The sequence below is a fragment of the Bacillus sp. A1 genome (assembly GCF_042296235.1).
GTDB lineage: Bacteria > Bacillota > Bacilli > Bacillales > Bacillaceae > Bacillus > Bacillus velezensis.
On record NZ_CP141181.1, the window covers coordinates 974255 to 994318 of the forward strand.

Consider the following 20064-nt stretch of genomic DNA (forward strand, 5'->3'; position numbering starts at 1 on the left):
TCTCCCCTCTATGTTATACACGCATAAGAAAGGTTTAAAGTTGCACGTTCCATGCAAACGGCTTAAATTCATTTTCACCTCATCAAACACCATTTCTCTATAGTACCCAAAATCCGTCATAAAAGATAGAGATCGGCGGAGGAAAAATATAATTATTAGTACCAGGTAATAAAAAATATTGTTATAATAGAGAGAGAGAGAACACTTTTGATCATTACAACAAAGGAAGTGCGTTATGTATAAGTTTTGTGCAAATGCCATCAAATGCATTCTATCCCTGCGCGGAGGAGTGAAAGTGTACAATAAAGAGAATCTTCCGTCTGATAAAGGATTCGTTATCGCGTGCACGCATGCGGGCTGGGTGGACGTCCTCACGCTCGGTGTCGGGATATTGCCCCATCAGATTCATTATATGGCGAAAAAAGAGCTGTTTCAGAAAAAGTGGATCGGACGTTTTTTGAAGAAGATTCACGCGTTCCCGGTTGACCGTGAAAATCCGGGCCCGAGCAGCATTAAAACGCCGATTAAGCTTCTGAAGGAAGGGAAGATTGTCGGGATTTTTCCGAGCGGTACGAGAACATCAGAAGACGTCCCGCTGAAAAGAGGGGCCGTGACCATCGCCCAAATGGGAAAAGCGCCGCTCGTTCCGGCCGCATATAAAGGGCCGTCTACGGGAAAAGCGCTGTTTAAAAAGGGAAAAATGCGGCTTATCATCGGAGAGCCGATTTTTTTGGAGGACTTTTCCGATCTTGCGCCGAAGGAGAGGCTTGCGGCCATGACAGAAGAGCTGAATGCCAGAATTAAAGAGCTTGAGAAAAAACTTGAACAATTGTAAATGAAAAAAAGCTTGCCGTCTGTATCAGACGCGCAAGCTTTTTTGTTATGCTTCTTTTTGTTCGGCGGTTTCCAGCAGTTCATCAAACGCCAGTTTTTTCACTTCGATATATGCGACGTGGTGGCCGTCAATTTCATTAATGATAAATTCACAGCCTTCTTCGATAATCGAGTCGTATTGTTCGACGTCGTATTTCTGGGTAAGGAACCAGCCGCCGATGGTGTCGACCTCGTCATTTTCTAAATGGATGCCGAGGAGTTCGTTCACTTGATCAATCAGGACCTTGCCGTCAAGCATGTAATGGCCGTCGCCGAGTTTACGGATTTCGTTGATTTCATCGATATCAAATTCATCACGGATTTCCCCGACGATTTCTTCAATAATGTCTTCAACGGTGACAAGCCCCGCTGTTCCGCCGTATTCATCCGACAGAATCGCCATATGAACCCGTTCCTTCTGCATTTTTACAAGCAGATCGTGAATCGGTGCCGACTCAATCACATGGATGATCGGATTGACAAAATCGGTAATCGGCGAGTCGACTGATACTTCGCCGCTTATGCAGGCGGTCAGCACTTCTTTAATGTTAATAACGCCGATAATATTATCTTTGTCACCCTCTTCGACAGGGTACCGGGTATATTTTTCAATCTGAATGATGTCCATCATTTCAGAGATTTTGATATCATGCGGCAGACTGACGATTTCCGTACGCGGAATCATGATTTCTTTTGCAAGTCTGTCGTCAAATTCAAAGATTTTGTTCACATATTTAAATTCAGACTGGTTGATTTCACCGCTTTTATAGCTTTCCGATAAAATAATGCGCAGCTCTTCTTCAGAGTGGGCAAGCTCATTTTCAGACACCGTCTCCAGACCGAACGCCTTCGTTAAAAGACGGGCGGAGTTGTTCAGAAGCCAGATAAACGGGAACATGATGCGGTAAAACCAAATGAGCGGTTTCGAAAACAGCATTGAAACGGCTTCCGCTTTCTGGATGGCGACTGTTTTCGGCGCCAATTCTCCCACGACCACGTGTAAGAATGTAATGATCGCATAGGCGAGAATAAATGAAATAATATGCGATAATGAGCTTGGTACGTTTATCTTTGTGAAAAGCGGATGAAGCAAGCGTTCAATCGTTGATTCGCCTAGGACACCAAGACCGATGGAAGTCAATGTTATGCCGAGCTGGCACGCCGATAAATACTCATCTAAATGCGTGGTCACTTTTTTGACACCGATTGCGGCTTTATTTCCTTCTGCTATAAGCTGGTCAACCCGTGAGCCTCTGATTCTGATTATCGCAAACTCAGATGCTACGAAAAATGCCGTCAGCGCGATTAAAACCGCGACTAAAATCAAATTCACAATGTCCAATTAGAACCTTCACTCCTTTTGGGAAGATGAAGGTAACACCTCCTGTTAGTAAGATAATGGTTTAACTTAACAGCAGCATAAATGATTGAAGCACTGCAAGCTTTTCAGGAGCCAGCCTTTTTTTCAGCTGGGCGCGCTCCTCTGGTTCAAGCTTTTCAAACCGATTCAAGATCACGGAGATGTTTTGATTCATGTGATCAATTTCCGATGCCAGATTTCCAATATCGTCAGGCAGGGCTGAAGAGGGAAACTGGTTCTCCAGTCGATCTTTTATATCAGACAGGGCCAATCGCTGCTTTTTACAAGCGACTATAAACTTTAACCGATTAAGTGCAAGTGTATCGTAGTAACGATAGTTCGAACAAGACCTGTCAGGCTTTAAAAGCCCGAGGTTTGTGTAGTAATCCACCGTGCGTTTCGTTACACCGGCAAGCTCTGCTAATTCACTGATGCGATAAGTCTCAGCCCCATCTAAATCCCTCCCCAACCATCACGTTATAGTTATGAGAATAGTTTAATATATGAAGGGGAGTTTGCACAAGTTTATTGTTTTCCGTCTTTCTCCTGAAACGGCGCGGCGGGCTGTCTGAAAAAGCGTTGACTGCGCCAGGTAAATCTTTCATAATCATTGTAAATAGAAACGGAAGAAAAAGACAGAAGGGACAGATGACAGTGGCCGGTTTATCACGGGAAGTGACACAGAATCTGGAGAAAGGTTCATGGATACGCAAACTATTTGATGAAGGCGCGCGGCTGAAAAAAGAGTTCGGCGCCGATAAGGTGTTTGACTTTTCAATAGGAAATCCGGTTGCGGAGCCGCCTGAAACGTTTAAAAAGGCGCTTTGCGAAGCGGCTGAAACAGGGCGGCACGGATACATACAAAACCAGGGGCTTCCGGAGGCGAGAGAAAAGGTTGCGCGCTTTTTGTCAGAGCGGTTTCAGACAGAAATTTCCGCCAGGCATACAGTCATGACGGTCGGAGCCGGCGGGGCGCTGAATGTCGCGCTGAAGAGCATTTTAAACCCGGAGGAAGAAGTCATCCTCCTTTCGCCTTATTTTGCGGAATATAAAGCGTATGTTGAAAATTACCGCGGCAGACCCGTCATCTGCCCGCTGACTGACTCATTTGAGATTGATATTGAAGCGGTTAAAGGTGCGATCACCCCCCGTACGAAAGGACTGATCGTTAATACGCCGCATAATCCGACGGGGACTGTGCTCAGCCAGAAAAACCTTAACGAATTGGGCGCCTTATTAAAAGAAGCCGAAGAGCGGAACGGCCAAAGCATATTTATTTTATTTGATGAACCGTACAGCCAGCTGATCTACGGAGAAGAGCAGGCGAATCCGTTTCAGGCGTATCACCGCGTGATTTTAGTCAGTTCGTTCAGTAAAGATCTCGGCATTGCGGGGGAAAGGCTCGGGTATATCGCGGCAGACGCCCAAATGCCTGAGGGCGATCTTCTGACGGATGCGTTCGTTTTCTGCAACCGGACGCTCGGTTTTGTGAACGCTCCGGTCATGATGCAGCGCGCCGTGGCGAAAATGGATGATCTTTCGATTGACGCTGAACCTTACAGAAAGCGGAGAGACCTTATGGTGGACATCCTCACAGAAGCCGGCTTCGAATTTGAAATGCCGAAAGGAGGCTTTTTCGTCTTTCCGAAATCACCGATTGAAGACGAGGTGGCGTTCTGCATGCATGCCGCACAGAAATACAAACTATTGATCGTACCCGGCAGCGGATTTGGAAAAAGCGGCTATTTCCGATTATCTTTCAGCGTGCCTTCAGAACAGATCAGACAGTCGCGCGATATTTTCAAAGCACTGTATCAAGATTTTTCTTCATAGCTTCCAATACATAAAGATGGGAGAACGGACAAATGTCGAGGAGAAATAATGGCACGTCAGACATCAGCATTACAGGAATCGGAGTCTTAACCGCGGTCGGACAAGGCAAGGAGGCGTTTCTCGATGCGCTCATGGAGGGGCGGCACGCCTTTGATGTGATGAAACGGCCCGGCCGGCAGAAAGGCAGTTCGTTTATCGGCGCGGAGCTTAGCGAATTAACGCCGCCGGACGCGCTGTCCAAGCGCTTGTACCGAAGGGCCGCATTATCAGGAAAGACGGCGCTTATCGCTTTATATGAAGCGTGGCATGACGCTCAATTAGACGGCGCTGACCACAGCCGCACCGGTCTGATCATCGGCGGCTCGAATATGACGCAGCGCGAATTGCTGCAGGTCTTTGAGAAAAACGGTGAAACGCCGCAATTTGTAAATCCGACATACGGGCTTTCTTTTATGGATAGTGATTTGTCGGGGCTTTGTACGGAGCAATTCGGGATAAAAGGGCCGGCCTTTACGGTCGGCGGCGCGTCGGCAAGCGGCCAGGCGGCGGTTATCCAGGCTGCTCAAGGAATCAAAGGAGGCCTGTTTGACCGATGTATCGTGATCGGGGCGCTGGCCGATCTGTCGTACATGGAGTGTCATGCTCTCCGTTCTTTGGGAGCGATGGGCACTGATACATACGCTGAACGGCCTGAAGCCGCCTGCCGCCCGTTTGACCGGCATACGGACGGGTTTATATTCGGAGAGGCGTGCGGGGCGATTGTGCTGGAACGCGCTGAATCTGCCGAACAGAGGGGCGCGCGTTCGTGGGCCGGCTTAAAGGGCTGGGGGATGGCTTCCGATGCAAACCGCAACCCGAATCCTTCAGCAGAGGGCGAAATGACGGTGATCCGCCAGGCGCTGGAGCGGGCCGGTCTTTCAGTAAAAGAGATCGATTACATCAACCCGCACGGCACCGGTTCGCCGATCGGTGATAAGACTGAATGCCGGGCGCTTTCTGAAAGCGGCCTGTCGCACGCGCGGATTAATGCGACAAAATCGATTACCGGACACGGTCTGAGTGCGGCCGGAACGGTGGAAATCATTGCTACTCTCTTGCAAATGCGGGAAAACAAGCTTCATCCGATCCGAAACTTAACGGAGCCGATTGACGATTCATTTCAGTGGGTGACCGACGGGCCGAGCATCCATACCGTACACCATGCGTTAAGCTTAAGCATGGGATTCGGGGGGATTAATACGGCGCTTTGTTTAGAAAATCATTTCCGAAGCAGATAACGGCAGCCTTCTTTTTGAAGGCTGTTTTTTATATGATAAAAATCTGAAAATGATGAAAGAATGGAGTTGTGATACAATAAACTATACAAATGACAATCATGCTTTGACTTAGGAGGTGGCAGGATGGGGCCCTCTGTGTAGTCAATCACCCATTTCGTTCCTCTCGCTTAAGAAAAAACGATGAAATCAGGAGGTGACGTCCTTATCCTTCAATTCGGGATAAGGTGAAATGGACGATATTGACAGTTTGATTTTAATCGGTGTGCTCATTGCGTTAACGGCATTTTTCGTGGCGAGTGAATTTGCGATCGTCAGAGTGAGAAGATCCAGAATCGATCAGCTCATTTCAGAAGGGAACAGACGGGCGGTGCTCGCAAAGCGTATCATTACGGATCTTGATGAGTATTTATCCGCCTCGCAGCTTGGCATTACACTCACATCCATCGGGCTCGGCGTACTGGGAGAGCCTGCATTTGAACGGATGCTTCATCCTGTGTTTCAGGGCATGGGGCTGCCGGATTCTGCTGAGCATGTGATTGCTTTTGCGGCGGCGTACGGGCTGATTACGTTTTTACATGTCGTCGTCGGTGAGCTTGCGCCTAAAACGGTTGCGATTCAAAAAGCGGAAAAGCTGACGTTATGGATTGCCGGACCGCTTCGGTTATTTTACGTGTTCATGTTCCCGTTTATTTGGGTGTTGAACGGCTCTGCGAGAATTCTGACCGGTTTGGCCGGATTAAAGCCGGCATCTGAGCATGAAGGCTCCCACTCTGAAGAAGAGCTGCGGATCCTGCTGTCAGAAAGTTTAAAAAACGGAGAAATCAATCCGTCTGAATATACATTTGTGAATAAAATTTTTGATTTTGATAATCGGATCGCCAAGGAAATCATGATCCCGAGAAAAGAAATCGCGGCTGTTTCCACTGATATGGACGTGCCGGAAATGCTTGATATGATGCTTAAAGACAAATATACGCGCTGGCCCGTAACGGACGGGGACAAAGACAGTGTCATCGGCATGATCAATACGAAGCATCTCTTTTCAGATCTGCTGTTTATGACAGAAGATGAAAAAGCGGAAGTATCCATCACGTCTTACGTCCGCCCGGTGATTGAAGTCATCGAGACGATCCCGATACACGACCTGCTGATAAAAATGCAGAGAGAACGGATTCATTTGGCGATATTGTCTGATGAATACGGCGGAACGTCCGGTCTTGTGACGACCGAAGACATCCTTGAAGAAATCGTCGGCGATATCAGAGACGAATTTGATGAAGACGAACAGCCGCAGATTCAAAAGCTGTCCGAACGCCATTATGTGCTGGACGGAAAGGTTCGGATTGATCAGGTGAATCATCTTCTCGGCGCAGGGATTGAAGAGGAAGTCGACACGATCGGCGGTCTTGTGCTGAAACGGAATATTGACATCTGTGCGGGTGAGTCGATACAAATCGGGGGATACACTGCCCTCATATTAGAAATGGACGGCCGGTTTATTAAACAGCTTGAACTCAAAGAAGAACAGGGCCGCCCGGGCGGTCAGGGAACAATAAACCGCCAGCTGCCCGTGCCTGAAACGGTCATGCTTCATAACGCAACCTTGAGCGAAAAATAAGCTCAAGGTTTTTTTAAATGGACATGATAATGAAGCCGCACCAGAACCCCAAAAGGCTTCCGGCTGCTGAAACAGCGATGTAGAGCAGGCTTTCCTTTATGCGGTTGTTCATCATCAGCTGCACGGCTTCAATACTGAACGTGGAAAAGGTCGTAAACGCACCGAAAAAGCCTGTCGCGATGATGATGCCGGCGGAAGGGTTATCCAGGCCCAGTCCGGTGAACATGCCGAGGCCGAAGGAGCCGAGCAGGTTGACCGCAGCCATTCCAAGCGGAATCGGAAAACCTTTTGTTCTTTCTGAAATTGTTTTACCCAGCAGAGACCGTAATACCGCTCCGATACCCGCTGCGATAAGCATCAGGACAATCGTCATGGCGTATCATGCCCCCTTCCCGCAGAGTGAAGGGCAATCCGCCGTCCCCAGAAAATGCCCGCGTATGCAAGGGCAATGCCAGAGATTAAAGTCGCGGCAGCATAACAAAAAGCCGCTGCGGGAGACGATTGCAGCAGAAAAATGGTTTCTTTTGCGAAGGTTGACATCGTCGTGAAACCTCCGCAAAAACCGGTTCCTAAAAAGGCGGTCAAAAGAGGGCGTTTAGCCCGAATGATGAAATAACCCGTAATAAGACCGAGTAAAAGGCTTCCCGCCGCGTTTTCGAGGAAAGTGGCCGCCGGGAAAGAACCGCTGTGAATGTGCGCGCTCATTTCAAAGCGGAGCAAAGCGCCAAGCGCGCCTCCGATAAAAATTGCGATGTATTGTTTCATATCAGCCATCCTTAGAAATAAAATCCGGAAAATCAGTTACAATGCCGTCAACTGCCATCATTTGCAGCTTTTGGGCCGTCTTTTGATTTCTGACCGTCCAGGCAAATACTTTCAGGCCGTGTCTGTGAGCGGTGGAAATCAAGAACCGATTCAGGCGGGTATATTTAATATTGACATAATGTACGGCTGATTTGTAGGCGGCCAGCTGGCTTTTGGAAAACATCCCGAAGCTGGGTCTTGCAATAATTGCAGTCGGAACGGACGGATACATGCCGTGAAAGGTCTGAATCGACTTGAGGCTGAATGATTGAACGATAGGGTGGATGGAAAAGGAAAACCTGCTTAACAGCTGGCCGACTGCTTTTTCAAGACCGACTTGAGAAACGTGCCCTTTCAGTTCAATTAAAAATCCGATTTTAGAATGATAACGCTTCAAGACCTCTTCGAGCAGGGGAATCCGCTCTCCTTTAAACTCAGCCCCATACCAGCTGCCGGCGTCCAGAGACTGCAGCTTCTTCAGCGTAAAATCTTTTACAAAACCGGAGCCGTCCGTCGTCCGGTCGACTTTGTCATCATGGATGACGACAATCTGGCCGTCTTTTGTGAGCTGGACGTCAAGCTCAATGAAATCAGCGTTCATTTCGGCAGCGATATCAAATGCCGCAAATGTATTTTCGGGCGCGTAACCGGATGCGCCGCGATGAGCGATGGTATACAAGCTTGTCAGCTCCCCTCATGGGCATTTCTGTTATTATATCAGATTCGTATATGCACAGCGATTCAAACTGGTGAATGTGCAAAACAGTATTTTTTCGGAATAAAGATAGTGCTTTTTTCGGTTTACAATCCGCAGTGATGATTTATAATGGCAAAAAGGAGGCGAGATCATGGGAAAAGGGAGATTGAAAGTGGAAGAAAGAATTAAGGCCGAAACCGATGCTGAAATCCAAAAAGCGACTCTCCTGAAACAGACACAATCAAAGAAGAAATAGTGCCTGACCCTGTTGTATCTGGCTGAAAGATGAACGAATGTGTGAAAACCCCGGCTGTGCTCTGATGCCGGGGTTTTTCAGGCTGCCTAAAGACATTAAAAGAAGCTGATGTCCGAATGTTTTAGTATAATAGATTTTCGACAAAACAAAGGAGCATATGCCATGATGACACAATTTCAGAGCTTTTTTACGCTTGACCATATGTCGCAGATCAGTATCAGCATCGGAATTTTAGCGGCTTTTCTCGTTTTGAGAAAACTGTTTGTCAAATACTTTTTTCAGCTCATTTACAAATTGGCGAACAAGCCGAAAACCGACATATTCAAACAGATTGCCGTAGCGTTTGACAAGCCGGCCAGATGGTTTTTCGTGGCGCTGGGTCTGTTTTGGGCGATTGAGTATTCGCCGTTTTTAGACGGGCAGATGGACATTATCAAAAAAATGTACCGCTCTCTGATCGTTGCGCTGATCGCCTGGGGGCTTTGCAATCTGACATCGGCGTCTTCGTTTTTATTTCATAAAGTCAATCAGCGTTTTGAGCTTGATATGGATGACATTTTGGCGCCGTTTTTATCCAAGGTGCTGCGCTTTGTCATTCTGGCGCTCAGCGTCAGTGTGATCGCGCAGGAATTCAATTATGATGTAAACGGGTTCGTGGCCGGACTCGGACTTGGCGGATTGGCCTTCGCGCTCGCGGCTAAAGATACGATCAGCAATTTTTTCGGCGGCATTATCATCATTACGGAAAAGCCGTTTACGATCGGCGACTGGGTCGAGACGTCATCTGTAACGGGGGGCGTTGAAGATATCACATTCCGAAGCACAAGGTTCCGGACGGCGCAGGGGGCGCTTGTTACCGTGCCCAATTCAACGCTGTCTATGGAAGCCATCACAAACTGGACGAGGATGACGAAGCGCCAGGTCACGTTTTCTGTTCGTGTTTCTTATGCGACGCCGATTGATCGTTTAGAGCGGTGCATCACAAGGCTCAGAGAAATGCTTCGTGAACATGAAGGCGTGCATGATGATACGATTATGGTTAACTTTGACGTGTTTGCGGACAGCTATTATAATCTGTTTTTCAACTTTTACACAAAGACCATCGTCTGGGCGGAAAGCTTGGACGTGCGGCAGGATATCAACCGCCGGATTATTGATATTTTTGCTGAGGAAGGCGTGGAGTTCGCCTATCCGGGCCAGAATGTATTCGTAAAACAGAAGAGCCACGATGATCCGGTTCATGTGAAGGATCATTCCGGAGAAAAAGAACGGGCATAACAGGCGCCGTTCTTTTTTCATGATATGATAAAAAGAAAAGGCGGTGGAAGAGTGGAAGCGTTTATGACATTGATCAATCAGGCGGAACGTATCGTGGTGCTGACGGGAGCGGGAATGAGCACGGAATCCGGCATTCCTGATTTTCGTTCGGCGGGCGGTATATGGACCGAAGACACCTCCAGAATGGAAGCGATGAGCAGGGAATACTTTGAACGCCGTCCGCGTGAATTCTGGCCTAAATTCAAACAGCTCTTTCAGATGAAAATGAGCGGAAGCTATGAGCCGAATGCCGGCCATACGTATTTGGCGGATCTTGAAAAGCGGGGAAAGCAGGTAGACATTTTCACGCAGAATATTGACGGGCTGCATAAGAAAGCGGGAAGCAGCAGTGTCTATGAGCTTCACGGTTCAATTCAGACCGCCGCATGCCCCCGCTGCGGAGCGCGCTACGGGCTTTCTCATCTGCTGAAGGACGAAGTGCCGGAATGTACGGCGGAAATCGGTGATCATGCGGTATGCGGCACCGTATTAAAAACGGATGTCGTGCTGTTCGGCGATCTCGTTCAGCATTTTGAAACCCTTTATGAAAAGCTTGATAAAGCTAATCTTCTTCTTGTGATCGGCACTTCGCTTGAAGTGGCGCCGGCAAGGTTTGTCCCTGAGGATGCGGGCCGCATTCCCGGTTTGAAGCAGGTGATCATTAACCTTGAGCCGACATATTGCGACCATTTATTTGATCTTGTCATCCATGAGAAGATCGGTGAATTTGCAAAACGGATCAGCGCCGCGACATAAAAAAGCCGGATCATATACAGATCCGGCTTTTCTTATTCATGGACGGGAATCATTTGATCCGTCAGAACATCAAAGGAGTAGCCTTGGGCTTTCAGTTTTTGGATCAGGCTAGGCAAAGCGTGCACCGTCGCAGGCAGATCGTGCATTAAAATGACATGCGGCCTGCTCGTATGAACGCTTTCCAAATATGCGAGCTGATTCAATACTTCCGGCACGTACCGTGCGTTTTTGTACTTCCAGTCTTCACTGTCTATCGTCCAGTCCCAGTACACGAATCCGCCTTTTTCGAGATTCTTAATCTGGGCAGCCGTCAATGACGGTTTACTGCCGTAAGGCGTGCGGACAAGATCCGTTTTTACTCCGGTGATTGCCTCGAGCGTATCGCGTCCCTGCTGCATTTCGTTCAGCGGTGATGTCGGTGTTTGATAAAACAGGTGATTATCGTGCGTCACGCCGTGCAGGCCGAGCGCGATTCCTTCCTGCTTCGCTCTTTGCACGGAATGCTTATAGGCTTTCATCCGCGGTTCAAGCATAAAAAAAGTGGCCTTTGCGCCATTTGCCTTCAATACATTCAACAGCTGTTCAGTATATGGAGACGGCCCGTCGTCGAAGGTTAAATATACCGTTTTTTTCCCTGGGTCACGCTCTTTCTGCAAATGTTTTATTAAGACGTCGGGAGAATCATTTTTCAGCCGCAGGCTTTCTGCTTCATCCCGAAGCTGCCCGTTTGCGGTCACGGTGACCTGTTTGTTTTTTGCGGCGGAAGCGGAATATCCCATTATGACGATTACCAGAAGCAGTCCGCACAAAACTGCTAAACTCGTAAGTTTAAAAGCCAATGAAAACAGAGAAGGGGAAGCACCTTCTTTTGTGTTGCGCATAACAATCTCTCCAGTAGCATAAGTTTCTGCATAATGCCGATAACAGCGGAGGCTTGCGAAGTGCCATAAGTTAACAGCATATGTATGTCGAATCAAGTATACAGGAACAAAACTGGAAAAGACATAGAAAAGATGTCGAATAATAAGATTTTAAGAAAAAAATAAACTCCGCAGCCGGCTCGTTCAGTATGATAGAATAGTTGACAATAACAGCTGAGAATGTACATCACGGCAGATAACGATGAGGAGGGTTTACATGAAGACATTAGTAAACGGCCAGTTGATTGATCGTGAAGAAGCGGCAGTTGATATTGAGGACCGCGGATATCAATTCGGTGACGGTGTGTATGAGGTCATCAGAGTGTATAACGGCGCCTTATTCGGTCTGCGTGAGCATATCGTCCGTCTTTTCAGAAGCGCCGCAGAAATCGGCATCACCCTGCCGTTCTCCGCAGAGGACATAGAATGGGATCTGCAAAAGCTCGTACAGGAAAACAAACTCATTGACGGCGGGGTCTATATACAGACGACGAGAGGGAAGGCGCCGCGGAAGCACCAGTATGACGAAGGATTGGAACCGCAGACGACGGCATACACCTTTTCAGTGAAAAAACCGGAAAATGAACAAAAAGCCGGAGCGCAGGCCATAACGGCGGAAGACAAACGCTGGCTGAGGTGTGACATTAAGAGTCTGAATTTACTGTATAATGTGATGATTAAACAAAAAGCCTATGAAGCAGGCGCTTATGAAGCGGTGCTGATAAGGGACGGAGCGGTCACGGAAGGAACCTCTTCCAATGTATACGCCGTCATAAACGGCACTGTCCGGACGCATCCTGCAAATGAGCTGATTTTAAACGGCATTACGCGGATGAAACTGTTAGAGCTGATGAAAGAAAACGGGATTGAGGTGCGGGAGAAGGCCCTTACCGAAGACGAACTCAGGGATGCGGATGAAATTTTCATCTCGTCAACGACGGCTGAATTAATCCCGATCGTAACCCTTGACGGAAAACCGGTCGGAAGCGGCGCGCCGGGACCTGTAGCCAAAACGATTCAGGAGGCTTTTCAGTCGCACATTCAGCAGGAGCTCGGCGTTCAGTCATAAGCTGAAAAAAAGGCCGGAACACATCCGGCCTTTTTGCTTCAGTCAGATAAAAGAGATTCGATATGCTGCACGAGCACACGGGAGATCTTCTCTTTTGAAAGACGCTCAGGTTCAAGCATGGCATGCAGCGCCAATCCGTCGGCGATGGCGTACATTTTCTCCGCTTCGATCTCTTTATCAAGATTCGGTTTCAGAAGCTTATTTTCATCCAGCCAGTCAATCAGGCCGCGGATATATGCCAAGATCCCGTCCTGCTGGGGTTGAAACTCTTCTCCCTTATGTCTGGCATAAGCTGTGAAAGCGAACCATACCTCCATTTCAGCCATCGTTTCTTCATCTGTCGGGATGATTTCAAGCATCAGACGCACCGCTTTTTCTTTCGGCGGCAGATCTTTCATGGCAACTTCGTTAATTCTGGCGGCCGCTTTTTCTTTTACGAGTGTCATCGCATACCCTAAAAGCTCATCCTGGGTGGTGAAATAGTGCCTCAGCGCGCCTAAAGAAAGACCCGCTTCCTGGGCGATGTTTCTCACTGTCGCTCCTTCCATTCCCCGCTCCAAAATCGTCCGCCAAGTGGCTTCGGCTATTTGTTTTCTTCTTTTTTCATGATCGATTATTTTAGGCATGGTTCCAGTGTAACAGGAAATATTTTTTCTTGCAATTTTGTAATACAGTTGTATTAAATAAAAAGCAGTGATACAATGCATTTTAGAAAACGATAAGGGGGAACCGGATTGAACGCGATTGCTTGGTTGATTGTCATTTGTGAGGCTGCGTTTTGGGCGGCTGTCATCTTCGGATTGGCGGCGCGCTATATATTCAGGCGGCAAAAGCTCGGAATGTTTTTTTTCGCTCTCATTCCTTTATTGGATGCCGTACTGTTTCTGGCGGCCGCAGCTGATTTATACAGAGGGGCGGCGGCGACTATGGCGCATGCGGTGGCGGCCATTTATATCGGAGTGTCTGTCGCCTTCGGGAAAAGCATGATTCAATGGGCGGATGAGCGGTTCCGCTATTATGTGGTCAAGGAAGGGGCAAAACCGGTCAAGCGGTACGGGCTGGATTATGCCAAACATTATGCAAAAGGGTGGGGGAGACATGTATTAGCGTTTGTCATCGGCGGCGTTCTTTTAGCCGGAACGGTATTTCTCATTCAGGACGCTTCCCGCACCGAAGCGCTCAGCGTACTGTTAAAGGGCTGGTCTGTCGTATTGTGCATCGATTTTTTGATCATGGCGAGTTTTTTTGTGATGCCGAAAAAAAGAAGAAACAGCCGGGAGCTGTAAAAAAAGCAGCTTTTGACTAAGCTGCTTTACAGAAAGAATTATTTTACGATCAGCACGGGAATATCGGATTTCGATGACAGTTTTTCACTGACGCTTCCGAATAAAAGTTTTTTCAGCCTGTTCTGGTCCCGGCTCCCCATGACGATCAAATCCGCCGATATACGGTCGGCATGCTCGATAATAGCATCAGCGGGATCACCTTCTAAAATGTCGATATCCCCGTCAATCTGGCTGTCATTCATCAGCATTCTCGCTTCCGCAACGATTTCTTCCGTACGGTCTTCATAAATCATCGGATCAGGGGAGATTCTTTCCGCCTGGAGCGGGTCAGGAACGCTTGCAATCCCGCCGCCGATATACGTTGCCCCGGCTCCCGGCCTCGGGGGATCAACAATCGTCCGGGTATCTTTTGCATTGTAGGAATGTACGACCGTTAAATCCGCGTGAAACGTTTTTGAAAGGTCTATGGCTTTTTGGAGCGCTTTTTTACTATCATCACTTCCGTCAAAAGCTGCTATCAACCGGTCCGCGTGAAACATCGGCCTCATCCTTTCAGTAAAAAAGGTTTGTTTTACAATACCCGTATGGCCGAAATGTAAAACCTGCATTGACAAAAAAAGGATTTGTTTATATGATGAAGGAACAATATAGGGAAAAAGGAGGTATGGATCATGTCAAAACTAAAGCTTGTCAACTCATCTTCAGCTGAATACCGGCGTGACTTCCATACAGCTTCCGTTTTCTGAACATTTGCTTAAAAACGGGGCAGTCGCGCATAAACGGCGGGTCTGTACCTTATTTATAATAAGAGGCATGGAGCTGAGGCTTCATGTCTTTTTTTATACAAAAAAATGAAAGAAAGACAGGTGTGATGCATGTGGCGGTATTAGCGAAAACAATGAAAAACAATCCGGAAAAGCTTGAGGGCGGCTGATTGATGAAAGGGGATGACGGTATTTGTTTACTGTATTAAAAAAGCTCGCGTGGTTTTTTAAAGCCTATTGGCTGCGCTATACGACAGCGATTGTTCTGTTATTGATTGTGAATGTCATTGAAATGTTTCCGCCTAAACTTCTCGGTAACGCGATAGACGATATGAAGGCGGGCGTGTTTACAAAAAGCGGGATGCTGTTTTACATATGTGTTTTTCTCGCATTAACGGCAGCCGTCTATTTACTGTCTTATTTTTGGATGTATCAGCTTTTCGGCGGGGCGAATGTCATGGAGAAGATTCTCCGTTCAAAGCTGATGGGAAGGCTTCTTCAAATGTCACCGCCGTTTTACGAGAAATACAGAACGGGCGATTTAATGGCGCGGGGGACAAATGACTTGCAGGCCGTCAGTATGACGACGGGCTTCGGGGTCTTAACGCTCGTTGATTCGACGATGTATATGCTGACGATATTTTTGACAATGGGGCTTCTCATCAGCTGGAAGCTGACATTTGCCGCGATTATTCCGCTGCCGATAATGGCGGCTGCGGTCAGCCTGTACGGAAAAAAGATCCATGAGCGGTTTACGGAAGCGCAGGATGCTTTCGGATCATTAAATGACAAGGTGCTGGAGTCGGTATCCGGCGTCCGGGTCATCCGGGCATTCGTGCAGGAAAAAAATGATGTCAGCCGGTTCGGTGATATGACGGCGGATGTATATGAGAAAAATATGAAGGTGGCGTTTATCGATTCACTTTTTGAACCGACTGTGAAGCTTCTCGTCGGCCTCAGCTATCTTATCGGTCTCGGCTACGGCGCTTATCTCGTTTTTCAAAACCGGCTGACGCTGGGAGAGCTGGTATCGTTTAACGTGTACCTCGGAATGATGATCTGGCCGATGTTTGCGATCGGAGAATTAATCAATATCATGCAGCGCGGAAATGCCTCCTTGGATCGTGTCAATGAGACGCTTTCCTATGAGCCTGACGTGACAGGACCCAAGCACCCCGCCGGCATCAAGGAGCCCGGGCGTCTTGCTTTTGAACATGTGACTTTCACATATCCGATCGGAGCTGGACCGGCGGTTTCCGATGTGTCATTTTCCGTTGAGAAAGGGCAGACACTCGGCATCGTCGGGAAGACGGGAAGCGGAAAGACGACGATCATTAAGCAGCTGTTGCGTGAATATCCGCCCGGTGCGGGAGCAATCATGTTTACAGGCGTTCCGATTCATGAGATTCCGCTTGAGGAGCTCCGCGGGTGGATCGGCTATGTGCCGCAGGATCATATTTTATTTTCAAAGACTGTAAAGGAGAATCTGCTTTACGGCCGGCAGGATGCAAACGAAGAGGAAATCGGCAGCGCGCTGAAAGATGCGCATTTTGAAAACGATATCGGTATGCTTTCCGACGGGCTTGAGACGCTTGTCGGCGAGAAGGGCGTAGCGCTCTCGGGCGGACAAAAGCAGCGCATCTCAATTGCGAGAGCGCTTTTGACCGATCCGGACATTCTCATATTAGATGATTCGCTTTCTGCCGTAGACGCGAAAACGGAAGCCGCCATTATTGACAGCATTCGTAAAAAACGGCGGCATAAAACAACGATTATCACCACCCACCGGCTCTCGGCAGTTGAACACGCAGATCTCATTCTCGTCATGGATGAAGGCCGGGTATCTGAAAGAGGCACGCACCGGGAGCTATTGGCGCAGAACGGCTGGTATCGAAAACAATATGAGAGGCAGCAGCTGTCCTCTCTTGAAGAAGGGGGGACGGGCGCATGAAGACCGGGAGAAGATTATGGAATTACGCGCTTCAATATAAGAAGCTGCTGATATGGGCGGTCGTCCTGCTCATTATTGCGGTCGGCACTGAGCTGACAGGCCCGTTTATCGGAAAAAAAATGATTGACGACCACATTCTCGGCATTGAAAAAACATGGGTTAAAGCCTCTGCGGACGATCCGGGCGCCGTCAGGTTCCGGGGGCATGATTATGTCAGGGAGGACCGGCTCAAACCGGGGGCGGACAAAACCGGAGAGGCGCACATTTATCAAGTCGGTCCGGGCTACTATTTTGTTGACCGTCCCGTCAGTTTTGACGGAAACCGTTCTGTGTCTGACGGCCGGCTGACAATATCAAACGGTAAAGAAAGCAGGTCATATTCCGCCATTACGTTATCAAGACAGGAGATTTTTCAATTTTACCGTCCCGAAATAAAAGGATTGCTGACGCTGACCGCCATTTACGCGGGGCTGCTCATGTTTTCCGTGTGTTTTCATTACGGCCAGCATTATCTGCTGCAGATGGGAGCGAACCGGATCATACAGCGCATGAGGCAGGATGTATTTTCACACATTCAGAAAATGCCGATCCGCTACTTTGATAATCTGCCTGCCGGAAAAGTCGTGGCCCGCATTACGAATGACACAGAAGCGGTCAGGGATTTATATGTAACGGTGCTGTCGACATTTATCACAAGCGGCGTTTATATGCTCGGCATTTTTACGGCGCTGTTTATGCTTGATGTCAGGCTGGCCGCCGTTTGCCTTCTGATTATCCCGATTTTAATGATCTGGTCGGTTGTGTACCGCAAATACGCATCCGTCTTCAACCAAAAAATCCGTTCCATTAACAGTGACATCAATGCGAAAATGAACGAATCCATTCAAGGAATGCCGATTATTCAGGCGTTTCGCCGAGAGAAGGAAACGATGAAGGAATTTGAAGAATTGAATGAAGCTCATTTCCGCTACAAAAACAAAATGCTGTCCTTAAATTCCCTCATGTCCCACAGTCTTGTCAATGTGTTGCGCAATCTGGCGTTTGTCGGGCTGATATGGTATTTCGGAGGCGCGAGTCTGAGTGCGGCCGGAATTGTTTCGATCGGCGTTTTATATGCATTTGTTGATTATTTAAACCGTTTGTTCCAGCCGGTTACGGGAATTGTCAACCAATTTTCGAAGCTTGAATTGGCCCGTGTCTCTGCCGCCAGAGTATTCGAGCTTTTACAGGAGGAGGAAACGGAAGAAGAAGGCGCTCCCGCAGACAGAAAGGCGGAAGGAACTGTGGAATTCCGCGATGTTTCTTTTGGATATCGAAAGGGGGAAGAGGTGCTGAAACACATCAGCTTTACAGCTGAAAAAGGGGAGACGGTCGCCCTCGTCGGCCATACGGGGTCCGGCAAAAGCTCCATCCTGAATCTTCTGTTCCGTTTTTATGATGCTCAAAAAGGGGATATTCTGCTGGATGGTCAGAGCATATACGGCATGTCAAGGCAGGAGCTGAGGTCGCATATGGGCATTGTGTTGCAAGACCCGTATCTTTTCTCGGGCACGATCGGCTCCAATGTGACACTCGATGATCAGCGTATTTCTTTGGAGCAGGCGGAAGAAGCGCTTCGCCAAGTCGGCGCCGCAAGTCTTCTGCAATCCCTGCCGAAGGGCATCAGAGAGCCCGTCACTGAAAAAGGCGGCACACTGTCCTCAGGCCAGCGTCAGCTGATTTCTTTTGCAAGAGCGCTTGTGTTTGATCCGGCCATTTTAATTTTGGATGAGGCGACGGCGCACATTGACACCGAAACAGAAGCAGTCATTCAAAAAGCGCTGCAAGTCGTTCAAGAAGGGCGCACGACATTTATTATCGCCCATCGGCTTTCCACGATCAGACACGCAGACCAGATTCTCGTGCTGGAAAAGGGCCGCATCATTGAAAAGGGAAGCCATGACGAATTAATGGCGCAAAAGGGGCAGTACCATCAAATGTATGAATTGCAGAAAGGAACGGCGAAGTCCGCGGTGTAATCGGAAAGGGTGAATCTAAAGATTCGCCCTTTTTTTCATTCAGTAAGCCAGTCCCACCCGTTTTCTGACAAACTGCGGGCTGATCAGCTCACGGTACAGAAAATGCGCCGTGTCTCCGACGGTGATTTCAGCGCCGTCTTCAGGAAGGCGATCCTGTTCGAACCGGTAAACTCCGGCAGCATCTCCGTCAGGAAGGTAGGTGGGGCAGATGATCGTCCAGTCAAGATCCTCTGCCAGCAGCATCTCGTATACGCGGGCGTGTTCTTTTGCGGCTCTTGTTGATTTTCGTTTTGATTCTGCCGATTCAAAACGGTATTGATCAGGCATAAGCCGTGATTGAAGGATACCCGCGGTGCCGATCGTAATCAGACGCTGAACATGATGCCGTTTCATACCGTCTATGATATGGGTCATAGCGGCTGAAAGGGTATCGTCACCGTCCGTGCCGAGACAGCTCACGACTGTGTCCGCTTTGGAAATCAATCGGCTTACATCTTCCCGCCGCCTCGCATTCCCTGTTATGATATGTTTATCAGGAATGGGAAGGACTGTTCCGGCTGATCTGACAAGAGCGAATATCTCCATGTGTCCATGTTTCTGCGCTTCTTTTATAAAAGCCTGTCCGACTCTTCCCGTTGCTCCGAATAAAGCGATGTTCATGTAAAAAACCTCCTCGCCGCTCATTATATCATTCAAAGCAGCGGGGAAAAGAATACCTGTGAATAAACGGGAAATGGTGGGCAACATATTCATTGACCAAAGAGACACTTACGAACTGAATCAGCTCCCAATTGACTGAGGCAATGAATGACATGTTTTCCCTCCTTTTTTCCTAGGGTATGTGGAATAGGAAAAAAGGGTGACGGCATAAAAAGAAGACGCGGTATCCCGCGCCTTCTGTAAGCCATTTATTGAGTTATTGTACGCCTTGGCCGCCCATGTTCTGCTGTGCGAAAGATACTAAACGTTTCGTGATTTCTCCTCCGACAGAACCGTTTGCACGAGAAGTTGTTTCTCCGCCAAGGTTTACGCCGAACTCAGAAGCAATTTCGTATTTCATTTGGTCGATTGCTTGAGCAGCGCCGGGTACTACGAGTTGGTTTGAAGAGTTGTTGTTTGCCATTTGTATGATCTCCTTTATAAAGTAGTATGGTTGGGTTTGCTGGAATTGCACCAGCCTATGATTTTCGGAATGAAAACCATTGCCAGCTCGGCTTCACCCAATGCTGTTTGCCGCTTTGTACTACGTATTATGGTGAATCAAA

Annotated in this window: 22 protein-coding genes; 11 read left to right on the forward strand and 11 right to left on the reverse strand. The window is 48.2% G+C overall.

Annotated elements, in window-relative coordinates:
• The first annotated feature begins 235 nt into the window (after window positions 1-235).
• The gene (locus U2H13_RS05010; RefSeq protein ID WP_007409265.1) at window positions 236-835 is read left to right on the forward strand and encodes a 1-acyl-sn-glycerol-3-phosphate acyltransferase; all 600 of its coding nucleotides are present in this window, start codon (window positions 236-238) and stop codon (window positions 833-835) included.
• A 45-nt stretch (window positions 836-880) separates the two neighbouring features.
• Here U2H13_RS05010 and U2H13_RS05015 read toward each other — a convergent pair whose 3' ends face one another.
• The gene (locus tag U2H13_RS05015; protein WP_007409264.1) at window positions 881-2215 is read right to left on the reverse strand and encodes a hemolysin family protein; all 1335 of its coding nucleotides are present in this window, start codon (window positions 2213-2215) and stop codon (window positions 881-883) included.
• A gap of 61 nt (window positions 2216-2276) precedes the next feature.
• Window positions 2277-2702: a MerR family transcriptional regulator gene (locus tag U2H13_RS05020; RefSeq protein ID WP_007409263.1), complete on the reverse strand. Its 426-nt coding sequence runs from the start codon at window positions 2700-2702 to the stop codon at window positions 2277-2279.
• Between the two features lie 179 nt (window positions 2703-2881).
• Between U2H13_RS05020 and U2H13_RS05025 the strand changes: the two genes are divergently transcribed.
• The 3 genes from U2H13_RS05025 (at window position 2882) to U2H13_RS05035 (ending at window position 6961) form a co-directional block, all read left to right on the forward strand.
• Entirely contained in the window at window positions 2882-4066 is a 1185-nt protein-coding gene (locus tag U2H13_RS05025; protein WP_015417125.1) for a pyridoxal phosphate-dependent aminotransferase, read from the forward strand.
• 32 nt (window positions 4067-4098) lie between these two features.
• Complete coding sequence (locus U2H13_RS05030; RefSeq protein WP_121984132.1) at window positions 4099-5343, forward strand: beta-ketoacyl synthase N-terminal-like domain-containing protein; 1245 nt, start codon at window positions 4099-4101, stop codon at window positions 5341-5343.
• Between the two features lie 229 nt (window positions 5344-5572).
• Window positions 5573-6961: a hemolysin family protein gene (locus tag U2H13_RS05035; RefSeq protein WP_007610337.1), complete on the forward strand. Its 1389-nt coding sequence runs from the start codon at window positions 5573-5575 to the stop codon at window positions 6959-6961.
• Between the two features lie 13 nt (window positions 6962-6974).
• On the opposite strand, the gene crcB is transcribed toward U2H13_RS05035, so the two are convergent.
• The 3 genes from crcB to U2H13_RS05050 are packed head-to-tail and all read right to left on the reverse strand — an operon-like array spanning window position 6975 to window position 8444.
• The gene (gene crcB / locus U2H13_RS05040) at window positions 6975-7334 is read right to left on the reverse strand and encodes a fluoride efflux transporter CrcB (protein WP_007610339.1); all 360 of its coding nucleotides are present in this window, start codon (window positions 7332-7334) and stop codon (window positions 6975-6977) included.
• Window positions 7331-7726, reverse strand: coding sequence for a CrcB family protein (locus U2H13_RS05045; RefSeq protein WP_063636878.1), 396 nt, complete (start codon window positions 7724-7726; stop codon window positions 7331-7333). Before U2H13_RS05045 ends, crcB begins: the two co-directional genes overlap by 4 nt.
• 1 nt (window position 7727) lies before the next feature.
• Entirely contained in the window at window positions 7728-8444 is a 717-nt protein-coding gene (locus U2H13_RS05050) for a glycerophosphodiester phosphodiesterase family protein (RefSeq protein ID WP_063636877.1), read from the reverse strand.
• A 169-nt stretch (window positions 8445-8613) separates the two neighbouring features.
• Here U2H13_RS05050 and U2H13_RS05055 point away from each other — a divergent pair, with 169 nt between their 5' ends.
• From U2H13_RS05055 to U2H13_RS05065, 3 genes are all read left to right on the forward strand, one after another.
• Window positions 8614-8718, forward strand: coding sequence for a YhdX family protein (locus U2H13_RS05055; protein WP_003155299.1), 105 nt, complete (start codon window positions 8614-8616; stop codon window positions 8716-8718).
• 162 nt (window positions 8719-8880) lie between these two features.
• A complete protein-coding gene (locus tag U2H13_RS05060; RefSeq protein ID WP_376700705.1) occupies window positions 8881-9996 on the forward strand; it encodes a mechanosensitive ion channel family protein in 1116 nt (371 codons plus the stop codon).
• Between the two features lie 63 nt (window positions 9997-10059).
• Window positions 10060-10791, forward strand: a complete 732-nt coding sequence (locus U2H13_RS05065) for an NAD-dependent protein deacylase (protein ID WP_376700805.1) — start codon at window positions 10060-10062, stop codon at window positions 10789-10791.
• A gap of 32 nt (window positions 10792-10823) precedes the next feature.
• Here U2H13_RS05065 and U2H13_RS05070 read toward each other — a convergent pair whose 3' ends face one another.
• Window positions 10824-11672: a polysaccharide deacetylase family protein gene (locus U2H13_RS05070; protein ID WP_376700706.1), complete on the reverse strand. Its 849-nt coding sequence runs from the start codon at window positions 11670-11672 to the stop codon at window positions 10824-10826.
• 256 nt (window positions 11673-11928) lie between these two features.
• On the opposite strand from U2H13_RS05070, the gene dat reads away from it, so the two are divergent.
• Complete coding sequence (dat, locus tag U2H13_RS05075; protein ID WP_014417308.1) at window positions 11929-12780, forward strand: D-amino-acid transaminase; 852 nt, start codon at window positions 11929-11931, stop codon at window positions 12778-12780.
• 38 nt (window positions 12781-12818) lie between these two features.
• Here the strand turns inward: dat and U2H13_RS05080 are convergent, their stop codons facing one another.
• A complete protein-coding gene (locus U2H13_RS05080; protein WP_232489518.1) occupies window positions 12819-13406 on the reverse strand; it encodes a TetR/AcrR family transcriptional regulator in 588 nt (195 codons plus the stop codon).
• 108 nt (window positions 13407-13514) lie between these two features.
• On the opposite strand from U2H13_RS05080, the gene U2H13_RS05085 reads away from it, so the two are divergent.
• The gene (locus U2H13_RS05085) at window positions 13515-14066 is read left to right on the forward strand and encodes a hypothetical protein (RefSeq protein WP_014417310.1); all 552 of its coding nucleotides are present in this window, start codon (window positions 13515-13517) and stop codon (window positions 14064-14066) included.
• A gap of 38 nt (window positions 14067-14104) precedes the next feature.
• Here U2H13_RS05085 and U2H13_RS05090 read toward each other — a convergent pair whose 3' ends face one another.
• On the reverse strand, window positions 14105-14605 hold the full coding sequence (locus tag U2H13_RS05090; RefSeq protein WP_103527027.1) for a universal stress protein: 501 nt from the start codon (window positions 14603-14605) through the stop codon (window positions 14105-14107).
• Window positions 14606-15023: 418 nt separating this feature from the next.
• On the opposite strand from U2H13_RS05090, the gene U2H13_RS05095 reads away from it, so the two are divergent.
• Together U2H13_RS05095 and U2H13_RS05100 are read left to right on the forward strand one after the other, a co-directional pair.
• Window positions 15024-16781: an ABC transporter ATP-binding protein gene (locus U2H13_RS05095; protein WP_376700708.1), complete on the forward strand. Its 1758-nt coding sequence runs from the start codon at window positions 15024-15026 to the stop codon at window positions 16779-16781.
• Complete coding sequence (locus U2H13_RS05100; RefSeq protein ID WP_103527025.1) at window positions 16778-18799, forward strand: ABC transporter ATP-binding protein; 2022 nt, start codon at window positions 16778-16780, stop codon at window positions 18797-18799. The genes U2H13_RS05095 and U2H13_RS05100 overlap by 4 nt, the downstream gene beginning before the upstream one ends.
• 39 nt (window positions 18800-18838) lie before the next feature.
• On the opposite strand, the gene U2H13_RS05105 is transcribed toward U2H13_RS05100, so the two are convergent.
• The 3 genes from U2H13_RS05105 to U2H13_RS05115 all read right to left on the reverse strand — a co-directional run bounded on the left by U2H13_RS05105 (window position 18839) and on the right by U2H13_RS05115 (window position 19922).
• Window positions 18839-19459 carry an NAD(P)-dependent oxidoreductase gene (locus U2H13_RS05105; RefSeq protein ID WP_121984137.1) on the reverse strand — a complete coding sequence of 207 codons (621 nt, stop codon included), beginning with the start codon at window positions 19457-19459 and terminating at the stop codon, window positions 18839-18841.
• 28 nt (window positions 19460-19487) lie between these two features.
• A complete protein-coding gene (locus tag U2H13_RS05110) occupies window positions 19488-19613 on the reverse strand; it encodes a hypothetical protein (protein ID WP_007409245.1) in 126 nt (41 codons plus the stop codon).
• A gap of 102 nt (window positions 19614-19715) precedes the next feature.
• Complete coding sequence (locus tag U2H13_RS05115) at window positions 19716-19922, reverse strand: alpha/beta-type small acid-soluble spore protein (RefSeq protein ID WP_007610368.1); 207 nt, start codon at window positions 19920-19922, stop codon at window positions 19716-19718.
• Window positions 19923-20064: the final 142 nt, after the last annotated feature.

Bases quoted from the DNA above. Each gene is read 5' to 3' on its own strand.
- dat (WP_014417308.1), top strand. From the start codon at position 11,929: ATGAAGACATTAGTAAACGGCCAGTTGATTGATCGTGAAGAAGCGGCA.
- U2H13_RS05010 (WP_007409265.1), top strand. From the start codon at position 236: ATGTATAAGTTTTGTGCAAATGCCATCAAATGCATTCTATCCCTGCGC.
- U2H13_RS05100 (WP_103527025.1), top strand. From the start codon at position 16,778: ATGAAGACCGGGAGAAGATTATGGAATTACGCGCTTCAATATAAGAAG.
- U2H13_RS05035 (WP_007610337.1), top strand. From the start codon at position 5,573: ATGGACGATATTGACAGTTTGATTTTAATCGGTGTGCTCATTGCGTTA.
- U2H13_RS05045 (WP_063636878.1), bottom strand. From the start codon at position 7,726: ATGAAACAATACATCGCAATTTTTATCGGAGGCGCGCTTGGCGCTTTG.
- U2H13_RS05055 (WP_003155299.1), top strand. From the start codon at position 8,614: ATGGGAAAAGGGAGATTGAAAGTGGAAGAAAGAATTAAGGCCGAAACC.
- U2H13_RS05065 (WP_376700805.1), top strand. From the start codon at position 10,060: ATGACATTGATCAATCAGGCGGAACGTATCGTGGTGCTGACGGGAGCG.
- U2H13_RS05030 (WP_121984132.1), top strand. From the start codon at position 4,099: ATGTCGAGGAGAAATAATGGCACGTCAGACATCAGCATTACAGGAATC.
- U2H13_RS05110 (WP_007409245.1), bottom strand. From the start codon at position 19,613: ATGTCATTCATTGCCTCAGTCAATTGGGAGCTGATTCAGTTCGTAAGT.
- U2H13_RS05060 (WP_376700705.1), top strand. From the start codon at position 8,881: ATGATGACACAATTTCAGAGCTTTTTTACGCTTGACCATATGTCGCAG.
- U2H13_RS05090 (WP_103527027.1), bottom strand. From the start codon at position 14,605: ATGTTTCACGCGGACCGGTTGATAGCAGCTTTTGACGGAAGTGATGAT.
- U2H13_RS05080 (WP_232489518.1), bottom strand. From the start codon at position 13,406: ATGCCTAAAATAATCGATCATGAAAAAAGAAGAAAACAAATAGCCGAA.
- U2H13_RS05115 (WP_007610368.1), bottom strand. From the start codon at position 19,922: ATGGCAAACAACAACTCTTCAAACCAACTCGTAGTACCCGGCGCTGCT.
- U2H13_RS05025 (WP_015417125.1), top strand. From the start codon at position 2,882: ATGACAGTGGCCGGTTTATCACGGGAAGTGACACAGAATCTGGAGAAA.
- U2H13_RS05105 (WP_121984137.1), bottom strand. From the start codon at position 19,459: ATGAACATCGCTTTATTCGGAGCAACGGGAAGAGTCGGACAGGCTTTT.
- U2H13_RS05070 (WP_376700706.1), bottom strand. From the start codon at position 11,672: ATGCGCAACACAAAAGAAGGTGCTTCCCCTTCTCTGTTTTCATTGGCT.
- crcB (WP_007610339.1), bottom strand. From the start codon at position 7,334: ATGACGATTGTCCTGATGCTTATCGCAGCGGGTATCGGAGCGGTATTA.